Source organism: Streptomyces spororaveus (assembly GCF_016755875.1).
Lineage (GTDB): Bacteria > Actinomycetota > Actinomycetes > Streptomycetales > Streptomycetaceae > Streptomyces > Streptomyces spororaveus.
In genome coordinates, this window is sequence record NZ_BNED01000005.1 from 642,540 (window position 1) to 667,424 (window position 24,885).

Annotated in this window: 22 protein-coding genes and 1 riboswitch; of the genes, 16 read left to right on the forward strand and 6 right to left on the reverse strand. The window is 72.5% G+C overall.

Annotated features, from left to right (window positions below):
* Positions 1–76: 76 nt before the first annotated feature.
* The 6 genes from Sspor_RS05585 (at position 77) to Sspor_RS05610 (ending at position 8,330) form a co-directional block, all read left to right on the forward strand.
* On the forward strand, positions 77–595 hold the full coding sequence (locus tag Sspor_RS05585; RefSeq protein ID WP_202198054.1) for an SRPBCC family protein: 519 nt from the start codon (positions 77–79) through the stop codon (positions 593–595).
* A 167-nt stretch (positions 596–762) separates the two neighbouring features.
* Entirely contained in the window at positions 763–1,560 is a 798-nt protein-coding gene (locus Sspor_RS05590; RefSeq protein ID WP_202198055.1) for an N-formylglutamate amidohydrolase, read from the forward strand.
* A gap of 410 nt (positions 1,561–1,970) precedes the next feature.
* A complete protein-coding gene (locus Sspor_RS05595) occupies positions 1,971–2,219 on the forward strand; it encodes a hypothetical protein (RefSeq protein WP_202198056.1) in 249 nt (82 codons plus the stop codon).
* A gap of 102 nt (positions 2,220–2,321) precedes the next feature.
* The gene (locus Sspor_RS05600; RefSeq protein ID WP_202198057.1) at positions 2,322–3,128 is read left to right on the forward strand and encodes an HlyD family efflux transporter periplasmic adaptor subunit; all 807 of its coding nucleotides are present in this window, start codon (positions 2,322–2,324) and stop codon (positions 3,126–3,128) included.
* Positions 3,125–5,395, forward strand: a complete 2,271-nt coding sequence (locus Sspor_RS05605) for an NHLP family bacteriocin export ABC transporter peptidase/permease/ATPase subunit (protein WP_202198058.1) — start codon at positions 3,125–3,127, stop codon at positions 5,393–5,395. The genes Sspor_RS05600 and Sspor_RS05605 overlap by 4 nt, the downstream gene beginning before the upstream one ends.
* A 76-nt stretch (positions 5,396–5,471) precedes the next feature.
* Positions 5,472–8,330 carry an NHLP bacteriocin export ABC transporter permease/ATPase subunit gene (locus Sspor_RS05610; protein ID WP_202203494.1) on the forward strand — a complete coding sequence of 953 codons (2,859 nt, stop codon included), beginning with the start codon at positions 5,472–5,474 and terminating at the stop codon, positions 8,328–8,330.
* A gap of 80 nt (positions 8,331–8,410) precedes the next feature.
* On the opposite strand, the gene Sspor_RS05615 is transcribed toward Sspor_RS05610, so the two are convergent.
* Together Sspor_RS05615 and Sspor_RS05620 are read right to left on the reverse strand one after the other, a co-directional pair.
* The gene (locus Sspor_RS05615) at positions 8,411–9,151 is read right to left on the reverse strand and encodes a hypothetical protein (RefSeq protein ID WP_202198059.1); all 741 of its coding nucleotides are present in this window, start codon (positions 9,149–9,151) and stop codon (positions 8,411–8,413) included.
* Between the two features lie 42 nt (positions 9,152–9,193).
* Complete coding sequence (locus tag Sspor_RS05620) at positions 9,194–9,370, reverse strand: hypothetical protein (RefSeq protein ID WP_202198060.1); 177 nt, start codon at positions 9,368–9,370, stop codon at positions 9,194–9,196.
* 13 nt (positions 9,371–9,383) lie between these two features.
* On the opposite strand from Sspor_RS05620, the gene Sspor_RS05625 reads away from it, so the two are divergent.
* The 6 genes from Sspor_RS05625 (at position 9,384) to Sspor_RS05650 (ending at position 16,578) form a co-directional block, all read left to right on the forward strand.
* The gene (locus tag Sspor_RS05625) at positions 9,384–10,193 is read left to right on the forward strand and encodes a M15 family metallopeptidase (protein WP_202203495.1); all 810 of its coding nucleotides are present in this window, start codon (positions 9,384–9,386) and stop codon (positions 10,191–10,193) included.
* 191 nt (positions 10,194–10,384) lie between these two features.
* Positions 10,385–11,299 (forward strand): cyclase family protein, encoded by a 915-nt coding sequence (locus tag Sspor_RS05630; RefSeq protein ID WP_202203496.1) that lies wholly within the window; start codon positions 10,385–10,387, stop codon positions 11,297–11,299.
* 126 nt (positions 11,300–11,425) lie between these two features.
* Positions 11,426–13,006, forward strand: a complete 1,581-nt coding sequence (locus Sspor_RS05635) for a GMC oxidoreductase (protein ID WP_202198061.1) — start codon at positions 11,426–11,428, stop codon at positions 13,004–13,006.
* Positions 13,007–13,219: 213 nt separating this feature from the next.
* Positions 13,220–14,014, forward strand: a complete 795-nt coding sequence (locus Sspor_RS05640) for an SDR family oxidoreductase (protein ID WP_202203497.1) — start codon at positions 13,220–13,222, stop codon at positions 14,012–14,014.
* Positions 14,015–14,047: 33 nt separating this feature from the next.
* Positions 14,048–15,538: a cytochrome ubiquinol oxidase subunit I gene (locus tag Sspor_RS05645; RefSeq protein ID WP_202198062.1), complete on the forward strand. Its 1,491-nt coding sequence runs from the start codon at positions 14,048–14,050 to the stop codon at positions 15,536–15,538.
* Positions 15,535–16,578, forward strand: coding sequence for a cytochrome d ubiquinol oxidase subunit II (locus Sspor_RS05650; RefSeq protein WP_202198063.1), 1,044 nt, complete (start codon positions 15,535–15,537; stop codon positions 16,576–16,578). The genes Sspor_RS05645 and Sspor_RS05650 overlap by 4 nt, the downstream gene beginning before the upstream one ends.
* Positions 16,579–16,688: 110 nt before the next feature.
* Here the strand turns inward: Sspor_RS05650 and Sspor_RS05655 are convergent, their stop codons facing one another.
* Together Sspor_RS05655 and Sspor_RS05660 are read right to left on the reverse strand one after the other, a co-directional pair.
* A complete protein-coding gene (locus Sspor_RS05655) occupies positions 16,689–18,530 on the reverse strand; it encodes a glycoside hydrolase family 15 protein (RefSeq protein WP_202198064.1) in 1,842 nt (613 codons plus the stop codon).
* Positions 18,531–18,666: 136 nt separating this feature from the next.
* Entirely contained in the window at positions 18,667–19,290 is a 624-nt protein-coding gene (locus tag Sspor_RS05660; protein ID WP_202198065.1) for a dihydrofolate reductase family protein, read from the reverse strand.
* Between the two features lie 89 nt (positions 19,291–19,379).
* Here Sspor_RS05660 and Sspor_RS05665 point away from each other — a divergent pair, with 89 nt between their 5' ends.
* Positions 19,380–19,994, forward strand: a complete 615-nt coding sequence (locus tag Sspor_RS05665; protein ID WP_202198066.1) for a TetR/AcrR family transcriptional regulator — start codon at positions 19,380–19,382, stop codon at positions 19,992–19,994.
* Between the two features lie 4 nt (positions 19,995–19,998).
* Complete coding sequence (locus Sspor_RS05670) at positions 19,999–21,177, forward strand: GDSL-type esterase/lipase family protein (protein ID WP_202198067.1); 1,179 nt, start codon at positions 19,999–20,001, stop codon at positions 21,175–21,177.
* A 48-nt stretch (positions 21,178–21,225) separates the two neighbouring features.
* On the opposite strand, the gene Sspor_RS05675 is transcribed toward Sspor_RS05670, so the two are convergent.
* Together Sspor_RS05675 and Sspor_RS05680 are read right to left on the reverse strand one after the other, a co-directional pair.
* On the reverse strand, positions 21,226–22,278 hold the full coding sequence (locus Sspor_RS05675; RefSeq protein ID WP_202198068.1) for a DUF2804 domain-containing protein: 1,053 nt from the start codon (positions 22,276–22,278) through the stop codon (positions 21,226–21,228).
* A gap of 340 nt (positions 22,279–22,618) precedes the next feature.
* Positions 22,619–23,578 (reverse strand): SDR family oxidoreductase, encoded by a 960-nt coding sequence (locus Sspor_RS05680; protein WP_237403683.1) that lies wholly within the window; start codon positions 23,576–23,578, stop codon positions 22,619–22,621.
* Between the two features lie 181 nt (positions 23,579–23,759).
* Positions 23,760–23,822: riboswitch (guanidine-III (ykkC-III) riboswitch) on the forward strand.
* 75 nt (positions 23,823–23,897) lie between these two features.
* On the opposite strand from Sspor_RS05680, the gene Sspor_RS40265 reads away from it, so the two are divergent.
* Together Sspor_RS40265 and Sspor_RS05690 are read left to right on the forward strand one after the other, a co-directional pair.
* Positions 23,898–24,356, forward strand: coding sequence for an Ohr family peroxiredoxin (locus tag Sspor_RS40265; protein WP_237403684.1), 459 nt, complete (start codon positions 23,898–23,900; stop codon positions 24,354–24,356).
* Positions 24,343–24,792: a hypothetical protein gene (locus Sspor_RS05690; protein ID WP_202198070.1), complete on the forward strand. Its 450-nt coding sequence runs from the start codon at positions 24,343–24,345 to the stop codon at positions 24,790–24,792. Before Sspor_RS40265 ends, Sspor_RS05690 begins: the two co-directional genes overlap by 14 nt.
* Positions 24,793–24,885 lie beyond the last annotated feature (93 nt).

The window sequence follows — 24,885 nt, forward strand, 5'->3', positions numbered from 1 at the left end:
CCCGGCCCCTGAAGTTACCGAGAGGTAGCCACGGGGCCGTGGGGCACGGTAGCGTCGGCCGCCGAGAGGGGGAGCCATGCCTCGTACGTTCACCGTGTCCGACAGCATCGTCGTCGACGTCAGCCCCGCCGACGTCTTCCGGCACGTCTGCGATCCCACCCGGATGGGCGACTGGAGTCCGGAGAACCTCGGCGCCACCGTGCGCGGAAGCGCCGGGGAGGCCCGCGTCGGGACGGTCTTCGACGGGCGGAACAAGCGCGGCGCCTTCCGCTGGACCACCCGGTGCACGGTGACGGCGGTCGAACAGGACCGGCTGTTCCGGTTCCGGGTGCACGCCATCGGGATCCGGCGGCCGCGGGTGCCCGGCTCCATCGCCACCTGGGAGTACCGGTTCGAGCCGGTCCCGGAGGGCACCCGGGTGACCGAGACGTGGACCGACGACCGGCGCGCGTGGCCGGACTTCGTGGCCCACGCCTTCGACCGGATCGCGACGCGGGGACACACCTTCGCCGACTTCCAGCGCGGGAACATCCGCACCACCCTGCGCAACCTCAAGAGGGTCCTGGAGGCACTGCCGGCGTCCGACACCCGGTGACCGCCGAGACCCGGTGACCGCGGTGGCGCGCAGGGCCGGCGCGGGGTGGTGTGGCACCCGGGGGACACAGGTCTCCGGGCGGCGAACGGAACGGTGACTTCCGGCCCCGCGCCGGGAGGATGGGGCGGTCATGCCCTCACGGGCACCCGCCTCACCGAGGACCACACATGAACCCTGCGCCCGCGCCCTTCCGGATCCTGCCCGGCGCCGGCACGTCGCCGGTGATCCTGCACGTACCGCACTCCTCGCGCGTCATACCCGAGTCCGTCCGCGGCGGCATCCTCCTGGACGACCGGGAGCTGGAGCGGGAGCTCGACCACATCACCGACTCCCACACCGCGGACATCGCCGCGGCGGCCTCGGCCGCGGCCGCCGTCACGCCGTGGCGGTTCGTCAACGGGCTGTCCCGCCTCGTCGTCGACCCCGAGCGCTTCCCCGACGAGCGCGAGGAGATGCTGGCCGTGGGGATGGGAGCGGTGTACACGCGCACCACCCACCGCGAGCGCCTGCGCGCCGACGGATTCGACGGCCGGCCGTTGGTCGACCGCTACTTCCACCCGTACGCGGACGCGATGGCGCGGGCCGTGGGTGACCGGCTGGAGACCGTCGGGCGCGCCGTGATCATCGACGTGCACTCGTACCCGTCGGAGCCGCTCCCGTACGAACTGCACGGCGCCGGCCCTCGCCCCCCGATCTGCCTGGGCACGGACCCCTTCCACACCCCGCCCGGCCTCCTCGCCGCGGCCGAGAAGGCCTTCGCGGGCTTCGGCGGCACCGGGCTCGACAGCCCCTTCGCCGGTACGTACGTGCCGCTCGACCACTACGCCAGGGACCGGCGGGTCGGCGCGCTGATGATCGAGATCCGCCGCGACGTGTACATGCCCGAGCCCGGTGGTCCCGCCGGCTCCGGCCTCGTCGCGCTGGCGGCGGCACTGGCGGAACTCGTGGACGACGTCAGCCCGTAGCCGCGGGGTCCGGGCGCACCCGGTGTGACGGGCCCGACACCCTGAGCACCCCCGGGAAACCTGCACATCGCGTCCGCGATCTCGACAGCCAACCTCCCCCACACGGCGGTTTGTCGCGCTTTGGTCTATCCGTTTAGGGATGGTTCCTCCCGTTAGGTGCCATGTAAGGACCGCACTGCCCATTTCTGTTACTCGATTCTGTGAAGAAGTCGCCACCATTCGGTGAATCAAGCTGCACGTCCGTCGGCGGAGACGGCTGTCCACCCGTGACGGGAAGTCAACGGGATTGGGTGGGCGGCCCGTTCGCGTGCTTTCATCATTCGCATCGCAGCAGTCGGGAACGGCGGCCGAGTTTCACGCCGCCCACCGCTCGGCGATGAATTCCTCCCCCCAGATGAAAGGTGCGCGCCATGCGTAACGACCTTGAGACCCGTGAGATCGACGACACCGAGCTGGACGCCGTGTCCGGTGGCATCATCAGCGTGTCCGGCGGCCTGGCCGGCGCTGTGACCAGCGATGTCAACAATGTCGTGGGCGTCGTGGGCGTCGTGGGCTCCCTCCACACCGTCCAGGCCGCGACGGGCATCGTGTCCCACGTCCCCGGCCTCGTCACGGGCATCACCGGCGTTTCGGTGAACGCCGGTCGCGCCGGTCTCTGATCCGGAAATACCCGTGAACCCCGGAGCGTCCCCCACGGCTCCGGGGTTCGCGGGCATCCGCATGTCCGCCCGAAGATACGAATGCAGCTGAAGGAACAGTTCGTGCAGTTTCGCCAAAAGGCTCTTTCCAAGCTGCAATCGCCCGAGGAATTGGACCTGCCCGTTCGCTTCGCCCGCCCGCAAGGGCGACTCGTCCTGGCCGTCACGGTCGTCGTCATGGCGGCCGCGGCCTACTGGGCCTTCACCGGCACCGTGTCCTCCAAGCTGAGCGCGTCCGGCATCCTCACCCGGGCCGAGGGCAGTTACGTCCTGCAGACGCCGATCGCGGGACAGGTGACCGGAGTCCTCGCCGAGGAGGGCCAGTTGCTGGCCGCCGGCGCGCCCCTGCTCAACGTCCGTACGGAGCAGGGGGAACGGCCCGTGCGCGTGGTGACCGGCGGCCGGCTGACGACGCTGGTGGCCAAGGTCGGTTCGGTCGTCGCCACGGGGGCGGACGTGGCCACCGTGGAACGCGTGCGCGATCCGGAGGACCCGCTGGTGGCCGTGCTGTACGTGCCGGACGGCAGCGGCTCGGCCGTCGCCGTGGGCTCCCCGGTCGACCTGAGCCTCCAGTCCGTCCCGCAGCAGCGGTTCGGCACGCTGCGCGGGCGCGTCACGGCGGTGGGCCGCGCGCCCCTGACGCGGGCGCAGATCGGCGGCTTCCTCGCCGACGGGGGGCTCGCCGAGCAGTTCTCCCGCCACGGCAGCCCGGTGGCCGTCGTCGTCCGCCTCGACCGCTCCGCCTCCACGCCCTCCGGATACCGGTGGTCCTCCGCGGACGGGCCCCCGTACGCCGTCGATTCGCGGACGCCGGTCACCGGCGCCATCCACCTCGCCGCGCAGCGCCCGGTCGACTGGCTGCTGCCGTGACCGCGCCGCACCCGGGTCCCACCGGGCGCCGGCGCCACCGCCCCGAGCCCGGGTCCGGGGGCGGCTCGCGCCGCAGGACCGCGCCCGCGCCCCCGCGCGTACCCCGGGGCAGGACGCCCCGCCCCGTACGCACCCCCACCGTGCTGCAGATGGAGGCGGTGGAATGCGGCGCGGCCGCCCTGGCCATGGTCCTCGGCCACCACGGCCGCTTCGTCCCGCTCGAAGAACTGCGCATCGCCTGCGGTGTCTCCCGCGACGGCTCCCGCGCCAGCAGTCTCCTCAAGGCCGCCCGCGGGTACGGACTGACGGCCAAGGGCATGCAGATGGACCTGGCCGCGCTCGCCGAGGTGCGCGCCCCGGCCGTGCTCTTCTGGGAGTTCAACCACTACGTCGTCTACGAGGGCACGGCCCGGCGGCTCGGCCGCCGGGGCGTGTACGTCAACGACCCCGCCAAGGGCCGCCGGTTCGTGCCCATCGAGGAGTTCGACACCAGCTTCACCGGGGTCGTCCTCACCTTCGAGCCCGGCGACGGGTTCCGCCGCGGTGGCCGCAGGCCGGGCGTCCTGGGCGCCGTACCCGCCCGCCTGCGCGGCACTTCCGGCACCCTGGCCGCCGCCATGGTCGCGAGCCTGCTCCTGGTCGCCGTCGGCGTCACGGTGCCGGCCCTGAGCCGTACCTACATCGACATGTTCCTCATCGGCGAGCAGACCTCCCTGCTCGGGGTGCTGTTCGCCTCGATGGCCGTCGCCCTCGTACTCACCGCGGCCCTGACCGCGGTGCTGCAGGCCAATCTGCTGCGCGGGCGCGTCATCTCCTCGACCCTGGGCAGTGCCCGCTTCTTCCGGCACCTGCTCAGGCTTCCGGTCACCTTCTACTCCCAGCGCAACCCGGCCGACCTCGTCCAGCGCCTGCAGTCCAACGACGCGGTCGCCGAGACGCTCGCCCGGGACCTGTCCGCCGCGGCCGTGGACGCCGTGGTGGTCGTCCTCTACGCGGTGCTGCTGTGGACGTACGATCCCCAGCTCACCCTCGTCGGCGTGGCCGTGGCCCTGCTCAACGTGGTCGCCCTGCGGATCGCGATCCGGCTGCGGGCCACCGGTACCCAGAAGCTGCGGGCCGAGAGCGCCCGGCTGACCAACACCGCGTACAGCGGTCTCCAGCTCATCGAGACGATGAAGGCGACGGGCGGCGAGAACGGCTTCTTCCGCCGCTGGGCCGGACAGCACGCGGTCACCCTCGACGTGCAGCAGCGGCTCGGCGTCCCCAGCGCGTGGCTGGCGATCGTCGCGCCCACGCTCGCGGCGTTCAACAGCGCGCTCATCCTGACGATCGGCGGCCTGCGGGCGGTGGAGGGCCACCTCACCGTGGGCCTGCTCGTCGCCTTCCAGGCACTGGTGACCAGCTTCACCGCCCCGATCTCCCGGCTGGGCGGCGTCGCCGGCCGGATCCAGGACTTCGCGGCCGACGTCGCCCGCCTGGACGACGTCGAGAACTTTCCGGTCGACCGGGTCTACTCGCGGCGCGAGCCCGCGGCCTCCACCCGGCGCCTCAAGGGCCACGTGGAGCTGGACCGCATCACCTTCGGCTACAACCCGCTGGACGCCCCGCTGCTCAAGGACTTCTCGCTCACGGTCGGCCCCGGCCAGCAGGTCGCGCTCGTCGGGGGCTCCGGCAGCGGCAAGTCCACCGTCTCCCGGCTGGTCTCCGGCCTCCACGCCCCCTGGGCCGGGGCCGTCCGCATCGACGGGATGCGGCTGGAGGACATCCCGCGCGGGGCGCTCGCCGCTTCCGTCTCCTTCGTCGACCAGGACGTGTTCCTCTTCGAGGGCACCGTGCGCGACAACGTCACGCTGTGGGACCCCTCCATCGCGGACGAGGCCGTCGTCGCCGCCCTTGAGGACGCCGCCGTGCACGAGGTGGTCGCCCGCCGCCCCGGGGGCATCCACAGCCGCGTCGAGCAGGACGGCCGCAACTTCTCCGGCGGCCAGCGCCAGCGCCTGGAGATCGCACGGGCGCTGGTGCGCCGTCCCAGCGTCATGGTGCTCGACGAAGTGACCAGCGCCCTGGACGCGGTGACCGAGCAGATCATCATCGACAACCTGCGCCGCCGCGGCTGTGCCTGTGTGGTCATCGCCCACCGGCTGAGCACGGTGCGCGACAGCGACGAGATCGTCGTGCTGGACCGGGGCACGGTCGTGGAACGCGGGCGGCACGAGCAGCTGATCGCCGCGCGGGGCCCGTACGCCGCACTGGTGAAGGAGCACTGAGGTGACCTACGCGCACCACACCGCCACTGCCGCTTCCACGGCCGCTTCCGCCGGCTCCGGCGGGCCGCCGCCCGGGGTGCCGGACCCGGTCGTCGCGGCTCTGGGCGGCCTGGGCGCGCCGGTCGACTGCTCGGGCGTGCGCAGCCTGTCCCTGGAAGGCCCGCTCGTCCTGTGGCTGGTCGTCGAGGGCGAGCTGGACCTGTTCGCCGTGGACGCCGCGCTCGGCGGGCACTGGCACTTCCTGGGCCGGCTCGAGCCGGGCACGCTGCTGCTCGGTCCGGCCGAGGGACCCGACCACACCCTGGTCGGCCGGCCCCTGCAAGGGTGCCTGCTGCGCCGCATAGCCCTGCGGGAGCTCTACCGTCCGGAGTCCCCGGAGCACCCGGAGTACGCCGGCGGTTTCCAGGGCGGACCGTGGTACGCCGACGAGGGGCAGTACGGTACCGCCGCGGGCCGGCCGAGCCCGCTGGAGGACGCCTTCGCGCGCGGCATCGGCCGCGGTCTGCGCGTGCTCTACGAGGCACCGCTGGACGCCGCGGCCACCGTCACGGCCACCGCCGCCGGCGGGCACGGCGGAGCCGACGAGGACATCCTGTGGATGCGGATCGTCCCCGGCAGCGTGCAGTACGGCGCCGTGTACGAGGCGGAGGCGGTGGGCACCCTTCTCGTCGACGCGGCGCTGTGGCAGGGCATGGTCGACCAGCAGTACCGGCTGCTGTACGCCCTGGACGGCTGGATCGAACAGCAGGAGCGCGCGCACGAGGACCGGACCGCCGCCGGGATCGAGGCGGGCCGGGCGGCCCGCACCCAGGCCGACCGTACGCTGCTGGCGTCCATCATCCGTTCCGGTCGCGGTGCCGACCGGAACGGGAGCGCCGACGCGGCCTTCGCCGCGTGCCGCCTCGTCGCCGGGGCGGCCGGCATCGCCCTGTCCCCACCGGGCGAGGTCGCCACCCCGTCCGAGCAGCTGGACACCGTGGAACGCATCGCGCTCGCCTCCCGGATCCGCACCCGCGCGGTCCGGCTCGGCGGACGCTGGTGGCGGGAGAACTGCGGTCCGCTGGTGGGCAGGCGCGAGAAGGACGGCGCGCCGGTCGCCCTGCTGTGGCGGCGCGGCCGCTACGAGGCCGTCGATCCCGCCACCGGCGGGCGCGAGCGCGTCGGCAGAAGCAACGAGGCCGCCTTCGAACCGCGTGCCGTCATGCTGTACCGCCCCCTGCCCGACGGGCGGGTGGGCCTGTTCGCGCTGCTCCGCTTCAGCGTGCGCGGCACCTTCCCCGAGCTGCGCAGCCTGCTGCTGGGCGGGCTGGTCGCGGTGGTGCTGGGCGCGCTGGTGCCGGTCGCCACCGGCCGGGTCCTCGGCCGGTACGTCCCGCAGGGCGAGACCGGGCTCATCGTGCGGACCGGGGTGGCCCTGGTCGCGACCGCCGTGGTCTCGGCCGTCTTCATGCTGCTGCAGAACACCTCGCTCCTGCGCGTGGAGGGCCGTGTCGAGGCCACCTTGCAACCGGCCGTGTGGGACCGGCTGCTGCGGCTGCCCGCGAAGTTCTTCGCCGGTCGCTCCACCGGTGAACTGGCCGGGGCGGCCATGGGCATCAGCGCCATCCGTCGCGTGCTGTCCGGCATCGGCCCGGTCTGCGTACAGGCGGGCGCGGTCGGCGCGGTGAGCCTCGTCCTGCTGCTCGTCCACAGCATGCCGCTGGCGCTCGCGGCGCTGGCCATGCTGGTCGTCGTCGGGGCGGTCTTCCTGGGGCTGGGGCTGTGGCAGCTGCGGTACGAGCGCCGGCTGAACACGCTCGGCCTCCGGCTGAACAACCAGGCCTTCCAGACCCTGCGGGGCCTGCCCAAGCTGCGCGTCGCCGCGGCCGAGAGCTTCGCGTACGCCGCCTGGGCCCGGGAGTTCGCCCGTACCCGGGACCTGCACCAGCGCATCGGCCGCATCCAGAACGTCCTCACGGTCCTCGGCGCCGTCTGCCTCCCGCTCTGCACCCTGGTGATGTTCGTCCTGCTGGCCGGTCCGGCCCGCGGCGCCATGTCGGCAAGCGAGTTCCTCACGTTCAGCACCGCGTTGACGATGCTGCTGTCGTCGGTCACGCAGGTGACCGGGGCGCTCGTCTCGGCCGCCTCGGTGCTGCCGATGTTCGAGCAGATCCGGCCGTTGCTCCGGGAGATCCCCGAGGTGGACCGCTCCAGTACCCGCCCGGGAGAGCTGACCGGTGCCATCGAGGCCAGGAACCTGTCCTACCGCTACGCCGACGACGGCCCGCTCGTGCTCGACGACGTCAGCCTCCGCATCGGGCCGGGCGAGTTCGTCGCGGTCGTCGGGGCCAGCGGCTGCGGCAAGTCGACACTGCTGCGGCTGCTCATCGGCTTCGACCGGCCCGTCTCGGGCAGTGTGCTCTACGACGGCCAGGACCTGGCGGCGCTCGACCGGGCGGCCGTACGCCGCCAGTGCGGTGTCGTACTGCAGAACGCCCAGCCCCTGACCGGCTCGATCCTCGACTGCATCCGGGGCGCCGGGACGTTCTCCTTGGAGGAGGCCTGGGAGGCGGCCGCGATGGCGGGTCTGGCGGAGGACATCAAGGCCATGCCGATGGGCATGCACACCATCCTGTCCGACGGCGGCGGGACCGTCTCGGGCGGACAGCGCCAGCGGCTGATGATCGCCCAGGCCCTCGTCCGCAAGCCGCGCGTCCTGTTCCTCGACGAGGCCACCAGTGCGCTCGACAACGAGGCCCAGCGCGTGGTCATCGAATCCACCCGCGCCCTGCGGACCACCCGTCTGGTGATCGCCCACCGGCTCTCCACGGTGATGGACGCCGACCGCGTGTTCGTCATGGAGGAGGGCCGGATCGTCCAGCAGGGCGCGCCCGCCGAGCTGCTCGCCGACACGACCGGCCTCTTCCACGGCCTGGTCCGCCGCCAGCTGCGCTGAGGCACGGGTGCGGGTGCGGGTGCGGGTGCGGGCCTGACCGGTGGCATGCCCCACAGCCTCCGGGGCGCCGGGCTGATCCGCTATCGGAGCTCGGACAGGTCGACCGAGTCGGCGGGCGCCGGGGGCTTGGCCGTGACGGGCTCGTCGAAGTCGGAGAAGGTGGCCGCCACCCGCTGCCCGGACTTCTCGCTGCCCTGGAGCTTCAGCAGGTACGGCTCGTCCTCGGTGGAGACCTGGAAGACGCCCGTCCCGGCGGCGCTGCGGCTGGTGACCGTGATGGCCGGCTGTCCGTCCACGGTGGTCTCGGATCCCTTGGTCAGCTGTTCGCCCGGCGACTTCGCGGAGAACTCCTTCTTGAAGAAGCCCAGGTCGCAGACGTCTGCGAAATCGCTCAGCATGGCGCTGTCCGTGGTGCCGTGCAGGTAGCGGCCGTTGATGAGCGCGATCGCGTCGTCGGCCGCGGGACCCGGTACCTGGGATCTGAGCAGGTCCTCGTCGAGTTTCATCCAGACGTCGTTGCCGCGCTTGACGATGTCGGCCGTTCCCGCGTTGCCGGGAGGCGTGACGGTGCCGACGCAGTTGCCCTGCTCGTCGAACCGGAGGTCGAGGGCGGTGGTGCCCGAGGTGTCGGTCACCTTGCCCACCATGCGCATGGAGGTGAGCCCGTTCATGGCCTCGCGCGAGGCCTGGGCGATGGCCTGGGCGCTCTTGTCGGCCATACCGTTGTCATCGGCTCCGGCGGAGCCCGCGCCCGCGCACACCAGCACGCAGGCGGCTCCGGCGGTCGCGCAGCGGGCCGCTGCCGTCCGGGGTCCGGACATCGGGCATCACCTCTCTCGGGCTGCTCCCGGGCGGGGCGGGCGTCACCGCTCCCCGGGCGTCACCGCTCCCCGGGCGCGGCCGGTCACCCGTTCAGCGTAGGTCCGCACCAGGGCGGGCGCAGTTCGGCCGGACCGGACCGGGACGGACCCGGCGTCGGGCAGCATGGTGGCGATCACGTCCGCAGCGCCGCAGATGGAGGGTTCGATGAGCAGTTCCACGTCCTTACCGCCGATGAGGGCACGCCTCGCCGTGGCCGTGACGGCCGCCGCCACCGCTCTCACGATGGCCGGGGCGGCCACCGCCGGGGCGAGCGCGCCCGCACCGGAGGCGAAGGCGCCGAGCGCGTTCGTGGCGCTGAGCTCGGTCGACCCGACGATCCTGCAGGAGATGCGGTACGTGCGGCCGCACAACTTCGTCGGCGACCCGGTCGACGGCTACCGGCAGCCGGTCTGCATCCTGACCCGCCCCGCCGCCCAGGCCCTGCACCGGGCCCAGGTGAACCTGCTGCGCCAGGGGTACTCGCTCAAGGTGTACGACTGCTACCGGCCGCAGCGGGCCGTCGACCACTTCGTACGGTGGGCGCAGGACCTCGGCGACGAGCGGCGCAAGGCGGAGTTCTATCCGCGCGTCGACAAGTCCCGGCTGTTCGCGGACGGTTACATCGCGGAGAAGTCGGGACACAGCCGGGGCAGCACCATGGACGTGACGCTGGTGCGGCTGCCGGCGCTTCCGGCGCCCCGCCCGCGGCCCGGGCAGGCGTCGGTGCCCTGCTTCGCACCCCGGGCGGAGCGGTACCCGGACAACTCGGTGGACATGGGTACGGGCTTCGACTGCTTCGACACCCTGTCGCACACGGACGATCCGCGTGTCCAGGGGGCACAGCGCGCGAACCGGGACCTGCTGAGGTCGGCGCTGACGGCGCAGGGGTTCGTCAACCTGCCCGAGGAGTGGTGGCACTTCACGCACAAGCCGGAGCTGTTCCCCGACACGTACTTCGACTTCCCGGTGGCGCACCGGTCGGTCGCCGGACACCGCCCCTGAGGATGCCGGGCGCCGCGGTCCGGCGGGACGGCGCCCACGTCGCGGCGCCGGAGCGCGGCGCGGCCGCCGCCCCGGCGCCGGGATGCACGCGGCGCGGGGGCGGCGGACAGTGGAGGCGGGGCCTTCGGCAGACCGGGAGGACCCGCGTGACGGACGTCGACCCGACACCCGACGGGACGGTGTCGCCTTTCATGACGGAGGCGGCCTTCCGCTCCCTCCACTCCGAGCTGCTCCGTCAGGCGTCCGACGGCGCGGAGCACCGGCGCGGAGCCCTCGCCCACCTGACCCCCGCGCGCGTGGCCGCGGCCGCGGCCGACGTGCGGCACGGGCGCACCCTGTCGCTGGCCGCACCCATCGAGACGCAGCCGGGACCGGACGATCCGCAGCCCGCCGTCTACCGTCTGACCGCGCCGACCCCGCCCGAGACCGGAACTCCGGGGGTGCACTTCGCGCTGGACCGGTTCGCCATGAACGTGCACGGGGACGCCCACACCCATCTCGACGCGCTGTGTCATGTCGTGTTCGACGGCGAGCTCCACGGCGGCGTCCCGGAGAGCCGCCTGGCGGCGGGCGCTGCCCGCGGGATCACCCTCGACCTGGTGCGCGACGGGATCGTCGGCCCCGGGCTGCTGCTGGACGTCCCGCGGCTGCGCGGCGTCCCCTGGCTGGAGCCCGGGGACTTCGTGACCGCCGGGGACCTCGCGGCGGCCGAGGAGGCCCAGGGCGTCCGGATCGGGCCGGGTGACCTGCTGCTCGTACGGGTGGGACACCGGCGCCGGCGCCAGGAGGCCGGTGCGTGGAACGCGGCGCACTCGCGGGCGGGCCTGCATCCGGCGTGCATGCGGCTGCTGGCCGAGCGGCAGGTCGCCGTCCTCGGCTCGGACGGCAACAACGACACGGCCCCGAGCCCGGTGCCCGGCGTCTCCTTCCCCGTGCACGTCCTGGCTCTGCACGCTCTGGGCATGCACCTGATGGACTACCTGGACCTGGAGGAACTGGCCGACGCGTGCGCCGGGCTCGGGCGCTGGCGGTTCCTGTGCACGGTGGCACCGCTGCGGCTGCCGGGGGCCACCGGCTCCCCGGTGAACCCGATCGCCGTCCTGTGAGGGGACTCCGCGGCACCGCTCGGCCCCCGGGTGCCGCACCGGCGGGGGGCGTATACGTTCGAAGGGGGACCCTGCCGCGACCGGCCCGCCGGGCGGCGGCACCGCAGCCCGAGGACGGTGATCCGGTTGAACGACGCTCCGCACTACGACGTCATCGTCATCGGAACGGGGGCGGGTGGCGGAACGCTCGCCCACCGGCTCGCCCCGTCCGGAAAGCGGGTGCTGATCCTTGAGCGCGGGGGCTTCCTCCCCCGCGAACGCGACAACTGGGACTCCACGGCGGTGTTCGTCAAGGGGAAGTACCGCGCGCCCGAGTTCTGGTTCGACCGGCACGGCCGCGAGTTCCCGCCCGAGGTCAACTACTACGTCGGCGGCAACACCAAGTTCTACGGCGCGGCGCTGTTCCGGCTGCGCCCGGAGGACTTCGGGGAGCTGCGCCACCACGACGGCATCTCGCCCGCCTGGCCGATCCGTTACGAGGACCTGGAGCCGTACTACACCCAGGCGGAGCACCTGTACCGGGTGCACGGCCGGCACGGCGAGGACCCCACGGAAGGTCCGGCGAGTGCCCAGTACGCCCACCCGCCGGTGGAACACGAGCCGCGGATCCAGCGGTTGAGCGACGACCTGGAGAAGCAGGGCCTGCACCCCTTCCACCTGCCCATCGGGGTCGACCTCGACCAGGACGCCGACGGCCGGGCGACCCCGTCCAGCGTGTGCATCCGCTGCAACCGGGTCGACGGCTTCCCGTGCCTGGTACGCGGCAAGTCCGACGCCCAGGTGATCTGCGTGGAGCCCGCGCTGCTGCACCCGGGCGTCGAGCTGGTCACCGGCGCCCACGTGGTGCGCCTGGAGACCGACCCGACAGGACGCACGGTCAGTTCGGTCGTCGCCCGCCTCGCCGGCGGCGAGGAGGCCCGGTTCTCCGCCGACCTCGTGGTCGTGGCCTGCGGCGCGGTCAACTCGGCTGCGCTGCTGCTCGCTTCGGCGAACGACCGGCATCCGCAGGGCCTCGCGAACGGCTCGGACACGGTCGGCCGGTTCTACATGCGCCACAACAACCTGGCTCTGATGGCCGTCTCCCGGGAACCGAACGACACGCAGTTCCAGAAGACCCTCGCGCTGCACGACTGGTACCTGGGCGCGGACGACTGGGACTATCCCCTCGGCGGGATCCAGATGCTGGGCAAGTCGGACGCCGAGCAGATCCACGGCGAGGCCCCGCGCTGGGCCGGGGCCGTGACCCCCGACATGCCCTTCGAGGTCATGGCGCACCACGCGGTGGACTTCTGGCTGTGCGGTGAGGACCTGCCGCTGCCCGACAACCGCGTCACCCTGGACGGCGACGGCCGGATCCACCTCGCGCTCGACGAGTCCCACAACACGGCCGGACTGAAGCGGCTGCGGCACAAGCTCCAGAGCATGCTGGGGCACCTCGGCATGCACGAGCACCATCTGCTGGACCACAGCCTCTACCTGCACAAGGGCATGCCGATCGGGGCCACCGCGCACCAGGCGGGCACCGTACGGTTCGGCACCGACCCGGCGTCGTCGGCCCTGGACCTCAACTGCAAGGCCCACGAACTGGACAACCTCTACGTGGTCGACACGAGCTTCTTCCCGAGCATCGGCGCGGTCAACCCGTCCCTGACGGCCATCGCGAACGCCCTGCGGGTCGGCGACCACCTCCTGGAGCGGATGGGCTGACGCCCGGCGCGGGACACCGCCGACCGGGCGAAGATCCTGCACCGGGTGGCGCAACGCGGATCGCTGCTCACCGCCGCGCCCCGGACGCGGTGATTGGGTGACGCCGGACCCGCCGGGGTGCCGTCATCCCGACGGCGCGGGGTGGCGGTGCGAAGGAGGCAGTCCGTCGTGAGTTCCACCGAGGGCGTACCCCGGGGCGTGATCCCCGCACACCTGCTCCGGGGTCAGAAGGCGCTGGTGACGGGCGCGAACTCCGGCATCGGCAAGGCCACGGCGATCGGTATGGGCCGGGCCGGGGCGGACGTGGTCGTGAACTACGTGGCCGGACGGGAGGAGGCCGAGAAGGTCGTCGAGGAGATCGCCTCCTTCGGGGTGCGCGCGGTGGCGTACGAGGCGGACGTGTCCGACGAGGGCCAGGTCGTGGCCATGATGGACCGCATGGTCGAGGAGTTCGGGACCATCGACGTCCTCGTCGCGAACGCCGGACTCCAGCGGGACTCCGCCTTCACCGAGATGACCCTCGCCCAGTGGCAGAAGGTCATCGACGTCAATCTGACCGGGCAGTTCCTGTGCGCCCGCGAGGCTACGAAGGAGTTCCTGCGGCGCGGCGTCGTCCCGGAGGTCTCCAGCTCCGCAGGCAAGATCATCTGCATGAGTTCGGTGCACCAGATCATCCCCTGGGCCGGGCACGTCAACTACGCGTCCTCCAAGGGCGGCGTGCAGATGATGATGGAGACCCTGGCGCAGGAGCTCGCCCCGAAGAAGATCCGCGTCAACGCGATCGCCCCCGGCGCGATCCGTACGCCCATCAACCGCAGTGCCTGGGACACCGAGCAGGCCGAGCAGGACCTGCTGAAGCTGATCCCGTACGGCCGGGTCGGCGACCCGGCGGACATCGCCCACGCGGCGGTCGGCCTCGCCTCCGACCTCATGGACTACGTCGTGGGCACCACGCTCTACGTGGACGGCGGGATGACCCTGTTCCCGGGCTTCGCCACCGGCGGCTGACCTCTGTTCCGTGTCGGCCCCGGAAAGGGACGCATGCACACCACGCTCCACCTGCTGGCGGAGGCGGCGCCGCCGCAGATGCTGCCGGCCCGCTCGCTCATGGCCTTCACCCTCGCCTCGCACATCATCCTGGTGCCGCTGGGCGTGGCGCTGCCGCTGATCACCCTGATCATGCACGGCTACGGGCTGCGGCGCGGCGACGCGACCGCCCTCCTGCTGGCGCGCCGCTGGTCGGCGGTCATGGCGGTGCAGTTCGCGATCGGCGTCGTCACGGGCACCGTCCTGTCCTTCGAGTTCGGCCTGCTGTGGCCGGGTCTGATGGGCCGGTGGGGCGACGTGTTCGGGATCGGCTTCGGCGTCGAGGCATGGGCCTTCTTCCTGGAGGCCGTACTCATCGCCATCTACCTGTACGGCTGGCGCCGGCTGCCCGCCCGTACGCACTTCCTGCTCGGGCTGCCCCTGCCGGTGACGGCCCTGCTGGGCGCCTTCGGCATCCTGGCGGCCAACTCCTGGATGAACACCCCGCGGGGCTTCTCCCTCGACTCCGAGGGCAACCCCGTGGACGTGAACGTCTGGAAGGCGATCTTCACGCCGATGTTCGGGCCGCAGTACTGGCACTTCGTCGTGGCGATGCTGGTCACCGCCGGATACGTCGTGGCGGGCGTCTACGCCGTCGGCTGGCTGCGCGGCCGCCGCGACCGCTACCACCGCCTGGGCTTCACCGTCCCGTTCACGGTCGCGGCGGTCTTCACCCCGATCCAGTTCATGCTGGGCGACTCCATCGCGCGGGCGGTGTTCCAGAAGCAGCCGGTGAAGTTCGCGGCGATGGAGATCGTCTGGAACACCGACACGCACGTTCCGGAGTACCTCTTCGGCCGCCTGCATCCCGACGGGACCGTCACCGGCGGCATCAAGATCCCGCAGCTCGACTCCATCCTGGCCGGCTTCAGCCCCGCCACCGAGGTGCACGGGCTGTCCTCCGTGGCGGCGGCCGACCGGCCCACGGTGGCCCAGGCGACCCTGATCCACTGGACCTTCGACATCATGGTCGGCATCGGCTCGGTGCTCCTGCTGCTCGCCGTCTGGTACGCGTTCGTCTGGTGGCGACGCCGCCGGCTGCCCGCCTCGCCGTGGTTCTACCGCAGCGCCGCCTGCGCCGGCGTGGCCAGTGTCGTCGCCGTCGAGTGCGGCTGGATCACCACCGAGGTGGGCCGCCAGCCCTGGATCGTCTACGAGAACATGCGGGTCGCCGAGGCCGTGACCGGGGCCCGCGCCGGCTCTCTGTGGACCATGTTCGGGCTGGTCGTCGTCGTGTACGTCTTCATCTTCGGCTCCTTCCTGGCCGTGCTCCTGAAGATGCGCACCCGATGGCGCCTGGACGACGAACGCAGCCCCGAGGCAGGCGCGATGGTGACACCGGAGACCGACACCCCCTACGGCCCGCGCTCCGCCGTCGCGGCCGGCGACAGCCCCGCCCCGGGTGACGGCGGCGGCGCGGCACCGACCCGGGACGGCAGGCCGTGACCGCCGCCGGGGTGATCGCCGCCGTCCTGCTCCTCGCGGTGGCCGCCTACACCTGCGCCGGCGGCACCGACTACGGTGCGGGCTTCTGGGACCTGACGGCGGGAGGCGCGGAACGCGGGAAGCGCCCCCGGTGGCTGATCGACCACGCCATGGCCCCGGTCTGGGAGGTCAACAACGTCTGGCTGATCTTCGTCCTGGTCATCATGTGGACCGGCTTCCCGGAGTTCTTCCAGACCGTGTTCTCCTCGATGTGGCTGCCCCTGGCCCTCGCCGCGATCGGCATCGTGCTGCGCGGCGCGGGCTTCGCGCTGCGCAAGCCCACCCGCCGGATCGCCGGGCGGCGCGTCTACGGAGCCGTGTTCGCGGTCTCCTCGCTGCTCACCCCGTTCTTCCTCGGTGCCGCCGCGGGCGGGATCGCCTCGGGGCGGGTGGGACCGGGCACCGAGCCGACGGCACACGCCTGGTTCAACCCGACCTCCGTCTTCTTCGGCCTGCTGGCCGTCGTCGGCACGGCGCTGCTCGGGGCGGTGTTCCTGGCCGCGGACGCCACCCGCTACGAAGCCCCCGACCTGCACGCCTACTTCCGGCGGCGGGCGCTGGTCGCCCTGGCCGTCTTCGCCGTGCTGGGGGCCGTCACGCTGATCGTCGCCCACGGGGACGCACCGCACCTGTGGCACGGCCTCACCCACGGCGCCGGGCTCGTCCTCCTGATCGTGTCCGTACTGGCCACGCTCGTCACGGCCTGGCTGCTGCTGCGCCCGTCCGGAGCGTGGTCCCGGCCCGCGGCCGTCGTCCTGATGGGCTCGGCCGTACTCGCCTGGGGCGTGGCGCAGCGTCCGTACCTGATCCCCGGCCGGCTGACGGTGGCCGAGGCGCCGGGGGCGCCCAGCACCCTGCACTGGCTGATCGTCGTGACCGTCGTGGCCGCCGTCCTGGTCTTCCCCGCCGTGGCCCTGCTCTACCGGCTGGACACCCGCGGCGAGTTGGAGCCCCTCACCGACGCCGACCTGCGAGGGGGCGGCCCGGAACGCGAGGGCTGACGCACCGGCTTCCGCCGCAAGGGGGGACACCGCGGACCGTCATGTCCGGCACGGTCGACGGCCTCGAAAGGGCGGCGCCACGACCGTGGGCGGAAACCCCTGGGCACCTCCTACGGGGCGGAGCCCCGGTTCAGGGCCGCGTCGAGGGTGATCGCCGCGTCGATGAGGGCGAGGTGGGTGAACGCCTGCGGGAAGTTGCCCAGTTGGCGTCCTGTCAGGTCGATCTCCTCGGAGTACAGGCCCAGGTGGTTGGCGTAGCCCAGCATCTTCTCCAGGACGAGCCGGGCCTGGTCGATGCGTCCGGCCCGGGCGAGCGCGTCGACGTACATGAAGGTGCACAGCGAGAAGGTGCCCTCGGAGCCGCGCAGCCCGTCGGGCGACGCCTCGGGGTTGTAGCGGTACACCAGGCTGTCGGAGACCAGTTCCTGCTCCATCGCGTCGAGGCTGGAGGCCCACATGGGGTCCTGGGGGGTGAGGAAGCCGACGGTGGGCATGCGCAGCAGTGACGAGTCCAGGACCTGGCTGCCGTAGTGCTGCACGAACGCGCCGCGTTCCTCGTTCCACCCCTTCGCCATGACCTGTTCGAAGATCCGGTCGCGGGCGGCGCTCCAGTGCTGTGCCGGTGCGGGGCGGCCGCTGAAGTCGGCGAGCCGCAGCGCACGGTCGAAGGCCACCCATGACATCACGCGGCCGTAGGTGAAGTCCTGGGCCCCGCCGCGGGTCTCCCACAGGCCCTCGTCGGCCGAGTCCCAGTGGTCGGCCAGCCAGTCCAGCACGTGGATCAGGCCGGTCCACTCGCGGTAGCCGAGGTGGATGCCGTGCCGCTGGGCGAAGGAGATGCTGTCCAGCGCCTCGCCGTAGATGTCCATCTGGAGCTGGGTGGCCGCTCCGTTCCCGATGCGGACGGGTGACGAGCCTTCGTATCCCTCCCAGTGGTCGAGGGTCTCCTCCTTCAGGTCGGAGGAGCCGTCGACGGCGTACATGATGTTCAGCGGCCCGGTCTCCCCCGCTTCGCCGGCCCGTTCGTGGATGCGGTCGCCGAGCCACCCGATGAATGCCTTGGCCTCCTCCGTGAACCCCATGCCGAGCAGGGCGTACACGGAGAACGAGGCGTCCCGGATCCACGTGTAGCGGTAGTCCCAGTTGCGCTCGCCGCCGAGTTGCTCGGGCAGTCCGGTGGTGGGGGCGGCGACCACGGCTCCGGTGGGGGCGTACGTCATCAGCTTCAGTGTCACGGCGGAGCGCTCCACCGCCTCGCGCCAGCGGCCGGTGTAGCGGGAGGTGCTCAGCCAGGACCGCCAGAAGCCGATGGTGGCGTGGAAGAGTTCCTCGTACTCGGCGAGGCGGATCTGCCGGGGCGGCCCGTCGGCGGCGGACTCCAGCATCAGGCCGCGCTGTTGTCCCGCCTCCAGGTTCAGGGTGAGGTGTACGTCGCGGTCGCCCGAGAGGAGACGGCCCAGCCGCTCGTCGTCCGGTTCCCGGAGGGTGTGCACGGTCAGGGTGGTGCCGTCGGCGGTGAACACCGCCCCGTTCTCCGTGACGTGCAGCTCGTGCGACGCACGCCCGTAGTCGAACCGCGGCGCGATGTCGACGTCGAAGGTCATGCTGCCGCGCACGCAGCGGACCATGCGGACCAGCCGGTGCCGGTCCGTGACGGTGGTGCCGGTCAGCGGCATGAAGTCGACCACTTCGCCGGCGCCGACCTCGGTCATGAAGCGGGTCACCAGGACGGCGGTGTCGGGCAGGTACAACTGCTTCGTCGCGTACGTCGCGTGGGCCGGGCGGACCGAGCAGTGGCCGCCCTTGCCCTTGTCCAGCAGTGATCCGAACACACTGGGCGAATCGAAACGCGGACAGCAGAACCAGTCGACCACTCCGTCGGTGGTCACCAGCGCCGCGGTCTGCAAATCGCCTATCAGGCCGTGGTTCTCGATCAGCGGGTACTCGTCCATCAGGGCGTCCCTTCCGGCATGCGTCGCCGCCCGGATCTCTGCCCCCCGAACCAGCGTATGCCGGGCCCGCGGCACCGTCCCGCCGAGCCGCGACCCCGCGGCGTACGGGGTACGCCGGGGCGGCTTCCCCGGGGCCTTAGGCCGGGGCGCTCATGTCCCCCGTCGCGGGGATGCCGTCGGCGAGCCCGTAGCGCAGGTACACGGTGCCCTTCGGGCCGGCTGCCGGGGGCGCGAGGAGCGTGACGTTGGCGGGTACCGCACCGCCGTCGAACACCTTCTTCCCGACGCCGAGCACGATCGGGTGCAGCCAGAGGTCGAGCCGGTCGTAGAGCCTCTCGCGCAGGAGGGTCTGCACGAGGTTCAGGCTGCCGACGACCTTCACGTGCTCGTGGCGGTCACGGATCTCGCGCACCGCGCCGGCCAGGTCCGCGCCGAGCCGTGTGGACCCGGCCCACGAGAGGTCGGGCCGGCCGCGGGACGCCACGTACTTCGGGACGCGGTTGAAGAGCGCGGCGATCCCGTCGTCCGCGCCGCCCTCCTGGTGCGGCCAGTACGCGGCAAAGATGTCGTACGTCCGGCGGCCGAGCAGGAGGGCGTCCGTGCCCTCGTACGCGGCTGCGATCTGCGCCCCGCCGACCTCGTCCAGCAAGGGCGCCTGCCAGCCGCCGAACGGGAAACCCACCGGGTCCTCGTCGGGGCCGCCGGGTGCCTGCCCGACGAGGTCGAGGGTCGCGAACAGCTCGATGTGGATGAGCCCCATGGTGCGCTCCCTATGAGTCGGTCCGGTTTACCTATATCCTTTAGGTAAATGCATAATGACTGTCGTCAGATCGAAGGAAGGTGAAGGTTATGGCGAGAGCGGGGCTGACCCCGGAGCGCCTGACCCTGGCGGGCGCCGAACTGGCCGACGAGGCTGGATTCGACCAGGTGACCCTCTCGGCGCTCGCCCGGCAGTTCGACGTCAAGGTCGCGAGCCTCTATGCGCACCTGAAGAACTCCCAGGAGCTCAAGACCAGGATCGCCCTGTTCGCACTCGCGGAACTCGCCGACCTGGTCGCGGCGGCCGTGGCGGGACGCGCGGGCAAGGACGCCCTGGTCGCCTTCGCGAACGCCTACCGCGACTACGCCCGGGCCCACCCCGGCCGCTACGACGCCGCCCGGCTCAGGCTCGACCCGGCCACGGCGGCCGCCAGCGCCGGGGTGCGGCACGCGCGGATGACGCGGGCGATCCTGCGCGGCTACGACCTGGCGGAGCCGGACCAGACCCACGCGGTCCGCATGCTGGGCAGCGTCTTCCACGGTTACGTCAGTCTGGAGGCGGCCGGAGGCTTCAGCCACACGGCCGTCGACTCGGAGGAGTCCTGGGCCTGGACCCTGGAATCCCTCGACGCCATGCTGCGCCACCACAACCGCGACCGGGGCCGGACTCCGTCCGGGCCCCCCACCCCTGAACCGACGGGCTGAGACGATGAGCACCGAACACGACTGGATCACCACGCCCGTCACCGCGGACCTCCTGCGCGGCCACCTCGACCTGGAGCGGACCGCGCACGGTCTGCTGCCGCACCGGCTGCCGGCCTGGGCGCGGCGGCAGATACCCGACGACCGCCTGGCCGTGGCCGAGGCCCAGCCCTCCGGCGTGCGGCTCGCCTTCCGCACCCGGGCCACCGTCGTCGAACTCGACGCGCTGCCCACCAGGCGGGCATACCAGGGCTTCCCTCCCCCGGCGGACGGCGTGTACGACCTGCTGGTCGACGGCCGTCTCACCGCACAGGCCACGGTGCCCGGCGGGAACGTCCGTACGGTCACCGACATGGTCAGCCAGACCTCGGAGCTGAGCGAAGGTCCCGCGGGCACCGCCCGGTTCGCCGGTCTGCCGGCCGGTGACAAGCATGTCGAGATCTGGCTTCCGCACACGGAGATCACCGAGCTGATCGCCCTGCGCACCGATGCCCCGGTGGAACCGGCACGCGACAGCGGGCACAGGGTGTGGCTGCACCACGGCAGTTCCATCAGCCACGGGTCGAACGCCGTCCACCCGAGCGCCATCTGGCCCGCCCTGGCGGCCGCCCGGGGCGGAGTGGACCTGGTCAACCTGGGATTCGGCGGCAGCGCGCTGCTGGACCCGTTCACCGCGCGTGCGATGCGGGACACCCCCGCGGACCTGATCAGCCTCAAGATCGGCATCAATGTCGTGAACGGCGACACGATGCGCCTGCGCGCCTTCACCCCTGCCGTCCACGGCTTCCTCGACACCATCCGCGAGGGCCGTCCGACGACACCCCTGCTGGTGGTGTCCCCCCTTCTGTGTCCGGTCCAGGAGGACACCCCCGGTCCCCTCGCGCCGGACTTCGCCGATGGGACCCTCCGGTTCAAGGCCACGGGCGATCCCGCCGAACGCGCTGCCGGGCGACTCACGCTCACCATCATCCGCGACGCACTGGCCGCGATCGTGGAGCAGCGCGCGGCCGACGACCCGCACCTTCACCACCTCGACGGACGCGACCTGTACGGCGAGAGCGACCACGCCGAATTCCCGCTGCCGGACGCGATCCACCCCGGCCCCGAGGGGCACCGCCGCATCGCCGAGAACTTCGCGCGGCTGGCGTTCGCCGACAACGGCCCGTTCTCCACCGGGACCTGCTGACCGGGCAGGCGGGCGGGCCCGCCGGGGCGGGGCCCTTCCGGGGCGGGACTACCAGCGCATACGGACGTCCTCGGCCCATCCCAGCAGCCGGTCCACCGCGATCAGCTCGCCGTCGTCCGTGCGGATCGAGCCCGTGTAGTGGCCGAAGCACTGATCCGTGCGGTTGGCGAGGAGGCCGATGTCGGTGCGGGCGGAGCGGTTGTGGAACGGGGTGAACACCAGGTCCACCTGGGCCGTTCCAGGGCTGCGGATCGACCACGGCGCCAGGTGATCGGCTCGGGACCAGCGCCACTCCAGCTCTTGGCCGATCTTGCTGATCCGGCCGTCCACGCACACCGCGTTCTCCGTCGTGCCGGTACCGCGGGTCCAGCGGCCGCCGAACTGCAGCCCGACGGTGCGGCTGTCCGTACGCCCGGAGGCCGCGCCCCAGTTCCAGGCCACCGAGCGGGGCCAGCGGCCGCGCCCGTGGTCGAGGGTGCCCCAGGCGCCGTCGCCGAACTCCAGCACCTCACGGCCGATGCGCACCGTGCCGGACGCGGGCCGGGCCGTGTGCTTGGAGGTGTACTGGAAGCGGCGTTCGTCCCAGGGCACCACCACGGAGAGGGTCTCGTGCCCGGCGGGCATCGCGACGAGGAGGTCCACCTCCACCGGGAGGCCCCGCGGACCACGACACCGGGCCCGCAGGCGGGTGCCGGATCCCTCGGGGCGGATCTCGATCCGCACCCGGCCCCCGGCCGGCCGCGGCGGCCCGACCACGAGCGGAGGAGACCCCGGATCCGGAGCTCCGGCGATGGTGTCGGGGAGGCGGACGCCGAACCCGCCCGGCACGATCGCGGTGCGCTCGAACTCCCGCACAGCGGAACCGAATTCCAGGACGTAGATCGAGTTCAGGGCCAGGTAGTCGAGATCGCTCACGGTCAGGGCCACCACGTGGGTCGGCGTGGTCACGCACCAGTACTCCCACCGCTTCGTCCGCCCCCAGCCGGGAATCCGGCAGCGGTGCAGCGGCCGGCGTGACCAGCCGACGGCGGCCGGGGCGAGCGTTCCGTCGGGACGGCACAGGTCGACGGGAACGGTGATCTCACGTTCGTGCGTGGACATGGCCGGACCCTATCGCCGGAGGCCCTCGCCCACAGGTGCAGTCACCCTCTGTGTTTAACAGCCCGGAATTCGGTAACAAGATGTAGTGACAGGCAGTCAATACCCGACGAAAGGCAGGACCATGAACCTCGTTACCGTGCTCATCCTCGTCGCGGTCCTCGCGCTTGTCGGCCTTCTGATCGCGGCCCCCAGCGCCACCGTACGGCGCAACCCCTTCCCGGGCCGCCGCCGACAGCGAGCCGACCACCGCCGCTCGGGCGCTCCCCGGTCGGCCCGGGTCCCCGGTCAGCGGGGTATACAGCACCAGGCGCGCTGACCCCGGACCGTTTCCACCGTCCCGTCACCCGGGGTCAACTGCGGCCGCACGCCCCGCCGTCAGGTCGGCGGCGGGGGCGGGCGGGCCCTGCGTGAGGATCCGGGCCGCCGCGAACTCGTCGCGTGAGGCCTGCTCGGCCAGTTCCAGGTAGCCGTACGCGTCGTCGCCGACCGGAATCCGCAGCGGCGTGGGGTCCTTGGCCCCGACGATGTCGAGCACCCGAGCGGCGAAGTCCTCGGGGCGCCCGGTCTCGGGATGCTCGGCGAGACCGCGGGCGCCTTCGAGCATCTCGCGGTTGGTGGCGTCGTAGGCCGGGATCCGGCGGTGCGCCTGCGCCATGGACGTGCCGTAGCGCGTGGCGAACATGCCCGGCTCCACCACCGTGACGCGGATGTTGTGCGGGGCGGCCTCGACGGCCAGTGCCTGGCTCATGCCCTCCAGGGCGTGCTTGCCCGCGACGTACGCGGCCAGGCCCGGGAAGGCGATCCGGCCGACCACGGAGGAGACGTTGACGATGTGGCCGTGGCCCTGGGCCCGCATCAGCGGCAGGACGAGCCGGGTGAGCCGCCACGGGCCCACGGCCAGGGTCTCCAGCTGGTCGCGCAGTTCGGCGTCCGAGACCTCCTCGACCGCGCCGAACAGTCCGATGCCCGCGTTGTTGACGAGGATGTCGATGCCGCCGAGACGGTCGGCGGCGGTGCGGACGGCCTCCTCGCAGGAGGCGGCGTCCCGCAGTTCGAGCGGGATCGGGACGATGCGGCCGGGCCAGGCCGCGGCGAGGTCCTCCAGATCGGCGGTCTTGCGGGCGGTGACCGCCAGTGCGTCCCCGGCCCGGGCGGCGGCCGTGGCCAGCGCGTGCCCGAGGCCGGAGGAGCATCCCGTGACCAGCCAGCGTCGTCCCATCGTTCCCCCGTGACCAGTGAGCCGTTCCGGATGTGATGTGGTGGTGACGGCCATGGTCACGGCCCGGCGGTCGACGGTCATCCCCTTGCGCGGGGGCGTGCGGAGGCGTGCGGGCGCGCGTACGGGCGCGTACGGCACGGCCGGCCGGGCCGCGGCCGGACCGCCACGGCCCGGCGATCCGGCGTGCGGGCACCGCGGGAGGCGGGTGAGCTACTTCACCGCGGGGGATGCTCCGCGGCCGCGGTCCGGGTTGCTAGATTGTCCGGCGGCCGGTCCAAGGCCCCGGACGAGATGCGCCGTACCCGGTTACGCACGACGACGCGCGAGATGCTGCACGAGCAGCGTCATCCGCTGTCCGCACCCGGGCAGCGTCCTCGTCGAGCAAGATGGGCCGAACACCGTGACCGTTCCAGTGCCACTCACCCGCAGCCTGTACCGGACGACCGCGCACGCCGAGGGGGGACGTACGGGATCCGTCCGCACGGACGACGGACGCCTGGACGTCCGCCTCGCCCCGCCGCGCAAGAAGGTACCCGGCACCACCAATCCCGAGCAGCTGTTCGCGGCCGGTTTCGCCGCCTGCTTCACCTCCGCGCTCGCGGAGGTCGCCGCCGAGTTCGGGGCGGACGCCTCCGCCGCACGCGTGGCCTGCGAGGTCCAGCTCGGCACCACGGACACTCCGGCGGGCTACGGCCTCGCGGTGACGCTCACCGTCGGCCTGCCCGGGTGGCAGGCCGCGGACCTGCTGTCCCTGCTGCACCGGGCGGACGCGGTGTGCCCGTACTCGCAGGCCGTGCGCGGCAACGTACCGCTGACGCTCCTGGCCGTGGACGAGCCCGCCGCCGATGACCGCGCCTGAGCCCGGACCGGCCGCGCACGCCCAGGACGGTCCCGGAGTCCCGGTGCCCGAGCACGGCGCCTGGCTGCGGCGCGGCATCAGCCGCGACGGCGGACCCCTCGTCGAGGACCGGGAAGTGGTGTGGCTGCAGGCCGGGCCGTACTACGCCGACAGCCGGGGCTTCGCCGGTACGACGTCCTTCGACGGCTCCCAGGTCCGCTTCCACCACCTCACGGGCGAGCCCGGCGAAGACGCCGGAACCTTCCGGTGGGACGGTGCGAACCTCGTCGAGCGGGGCACCAACCCGGACGGCAGCACCTTCCTGGAAATCTGGACCCCCCTGTCCGCGGCCGACGGCACGTGCGGCTCCTGGTCCGGCCCGGACCACCACGTGGTGCGTGTCGGCCACCACGTGGTGCACGTCGATGCCCGCGCCGGTACGTACTGGCGGTTGTGACTCCCCCGCGAGGGCACCGCGGGCCCGTTGGGCGACAACTCACCTGCCCGGGGAACGAGTTGGCCCGCTGACCCGTCACGTCATCAGGTCATC

Coding starts and splice junctions, on each gene's coding strand:
- Sspor_RS05585 (WP_202198054.1), top strand. CDS start 77: ATGCCTCGTACGTTCACCGTGTCCGACAGCATCGTCGTCGACGTCAGC.
- Sspor_RS05590 (WP_202198055.1), top strand. CDS start 763: ATGAACCCTGCGCCCGCGCCCTTCCGGATCCTGCCCGGCGCCGGCACG.
- Sspor_RS05595 (WP_202198056.1), top strand. CDS start 1,971: ATGCGTAACGACCTTGAGACCCGTGAGATCGACGACACCGAGCTGGAC.
- Sspor_RS05615 (WP_202198059.1), bottom strand. CDS start 9,151: ATGTCCGGACCCCGGACGGCAGCGGCCCGCTGCGCGACCGCCGGAGCC.
- Sspor_RS05625 (WP_202203495.1), top strand. CDS start 9,384: ATGAGGGCACGCCTCGCCGTGGCCGTGACGGCCGCCGCCACCGCTCTC.
- Sspor_RS05630 (WP_202203496.1), top strand. CDS start 10,385: ATGACGGAGGCGGCCTTCCGCTCCCTCCACTCCGAGCTGCTCCGTCAG.
- Sspor_RS05645 (WP_202198062.1), top strand. CDS start 14,048: ATGCACACCACGCTCCACCTGCTGGCGGAGGCGGCGCCGCCGCAGATG.
- Sspor_RS05655 (WP_202198064.1), bottom strand. CDS start 18,530: ATGGACGAGTACCCGCTGATCGAGAACCACGGCCTGATAGGCGATTTG.
- Sspor_RS05660 (WP_202198065.1), bottom strand. CDS start 19,290: ATGGGGCTCATCCACATCGAGCTGTTCGCGACCCTCGACCTCGTCGGG.
- Sspor_RS05665 (WP_202198066.1), top strand. CDS start 19,380: ATGGCGAGAGCGGGGCTGACCCCGGAGCGCCTGACCCTGGCGGGCGCC.
- Sspor_RS05670 (WP_202198067.1), top strand. CDS start 19,999: ATGAGCACCGAACACGACTGGATCACCACGCCCGTCACCGCGGACCTC.
- Sspor_RS05675 (WP_202198068.1), bottom strand. CDS start 22,278: ATGTCCACGCACGAACGTGAGATCACCGTTCCCGTCGACCTGTGCCGT.
- Sspor_RS05680 (WP_237403683.1), bottom strand. CDS start 23,578: ATGACCGTCGACCGCCGGGCCGTGACCATGGCCGTCACCACCACATCA.
- Sspor_RS05690 (WP_202198070.1), top strand. CDS start 24,343: ATGACCGCGCCTGAGCCCGGACCGGCCGCGCACGCCCAGGACGGTCCC.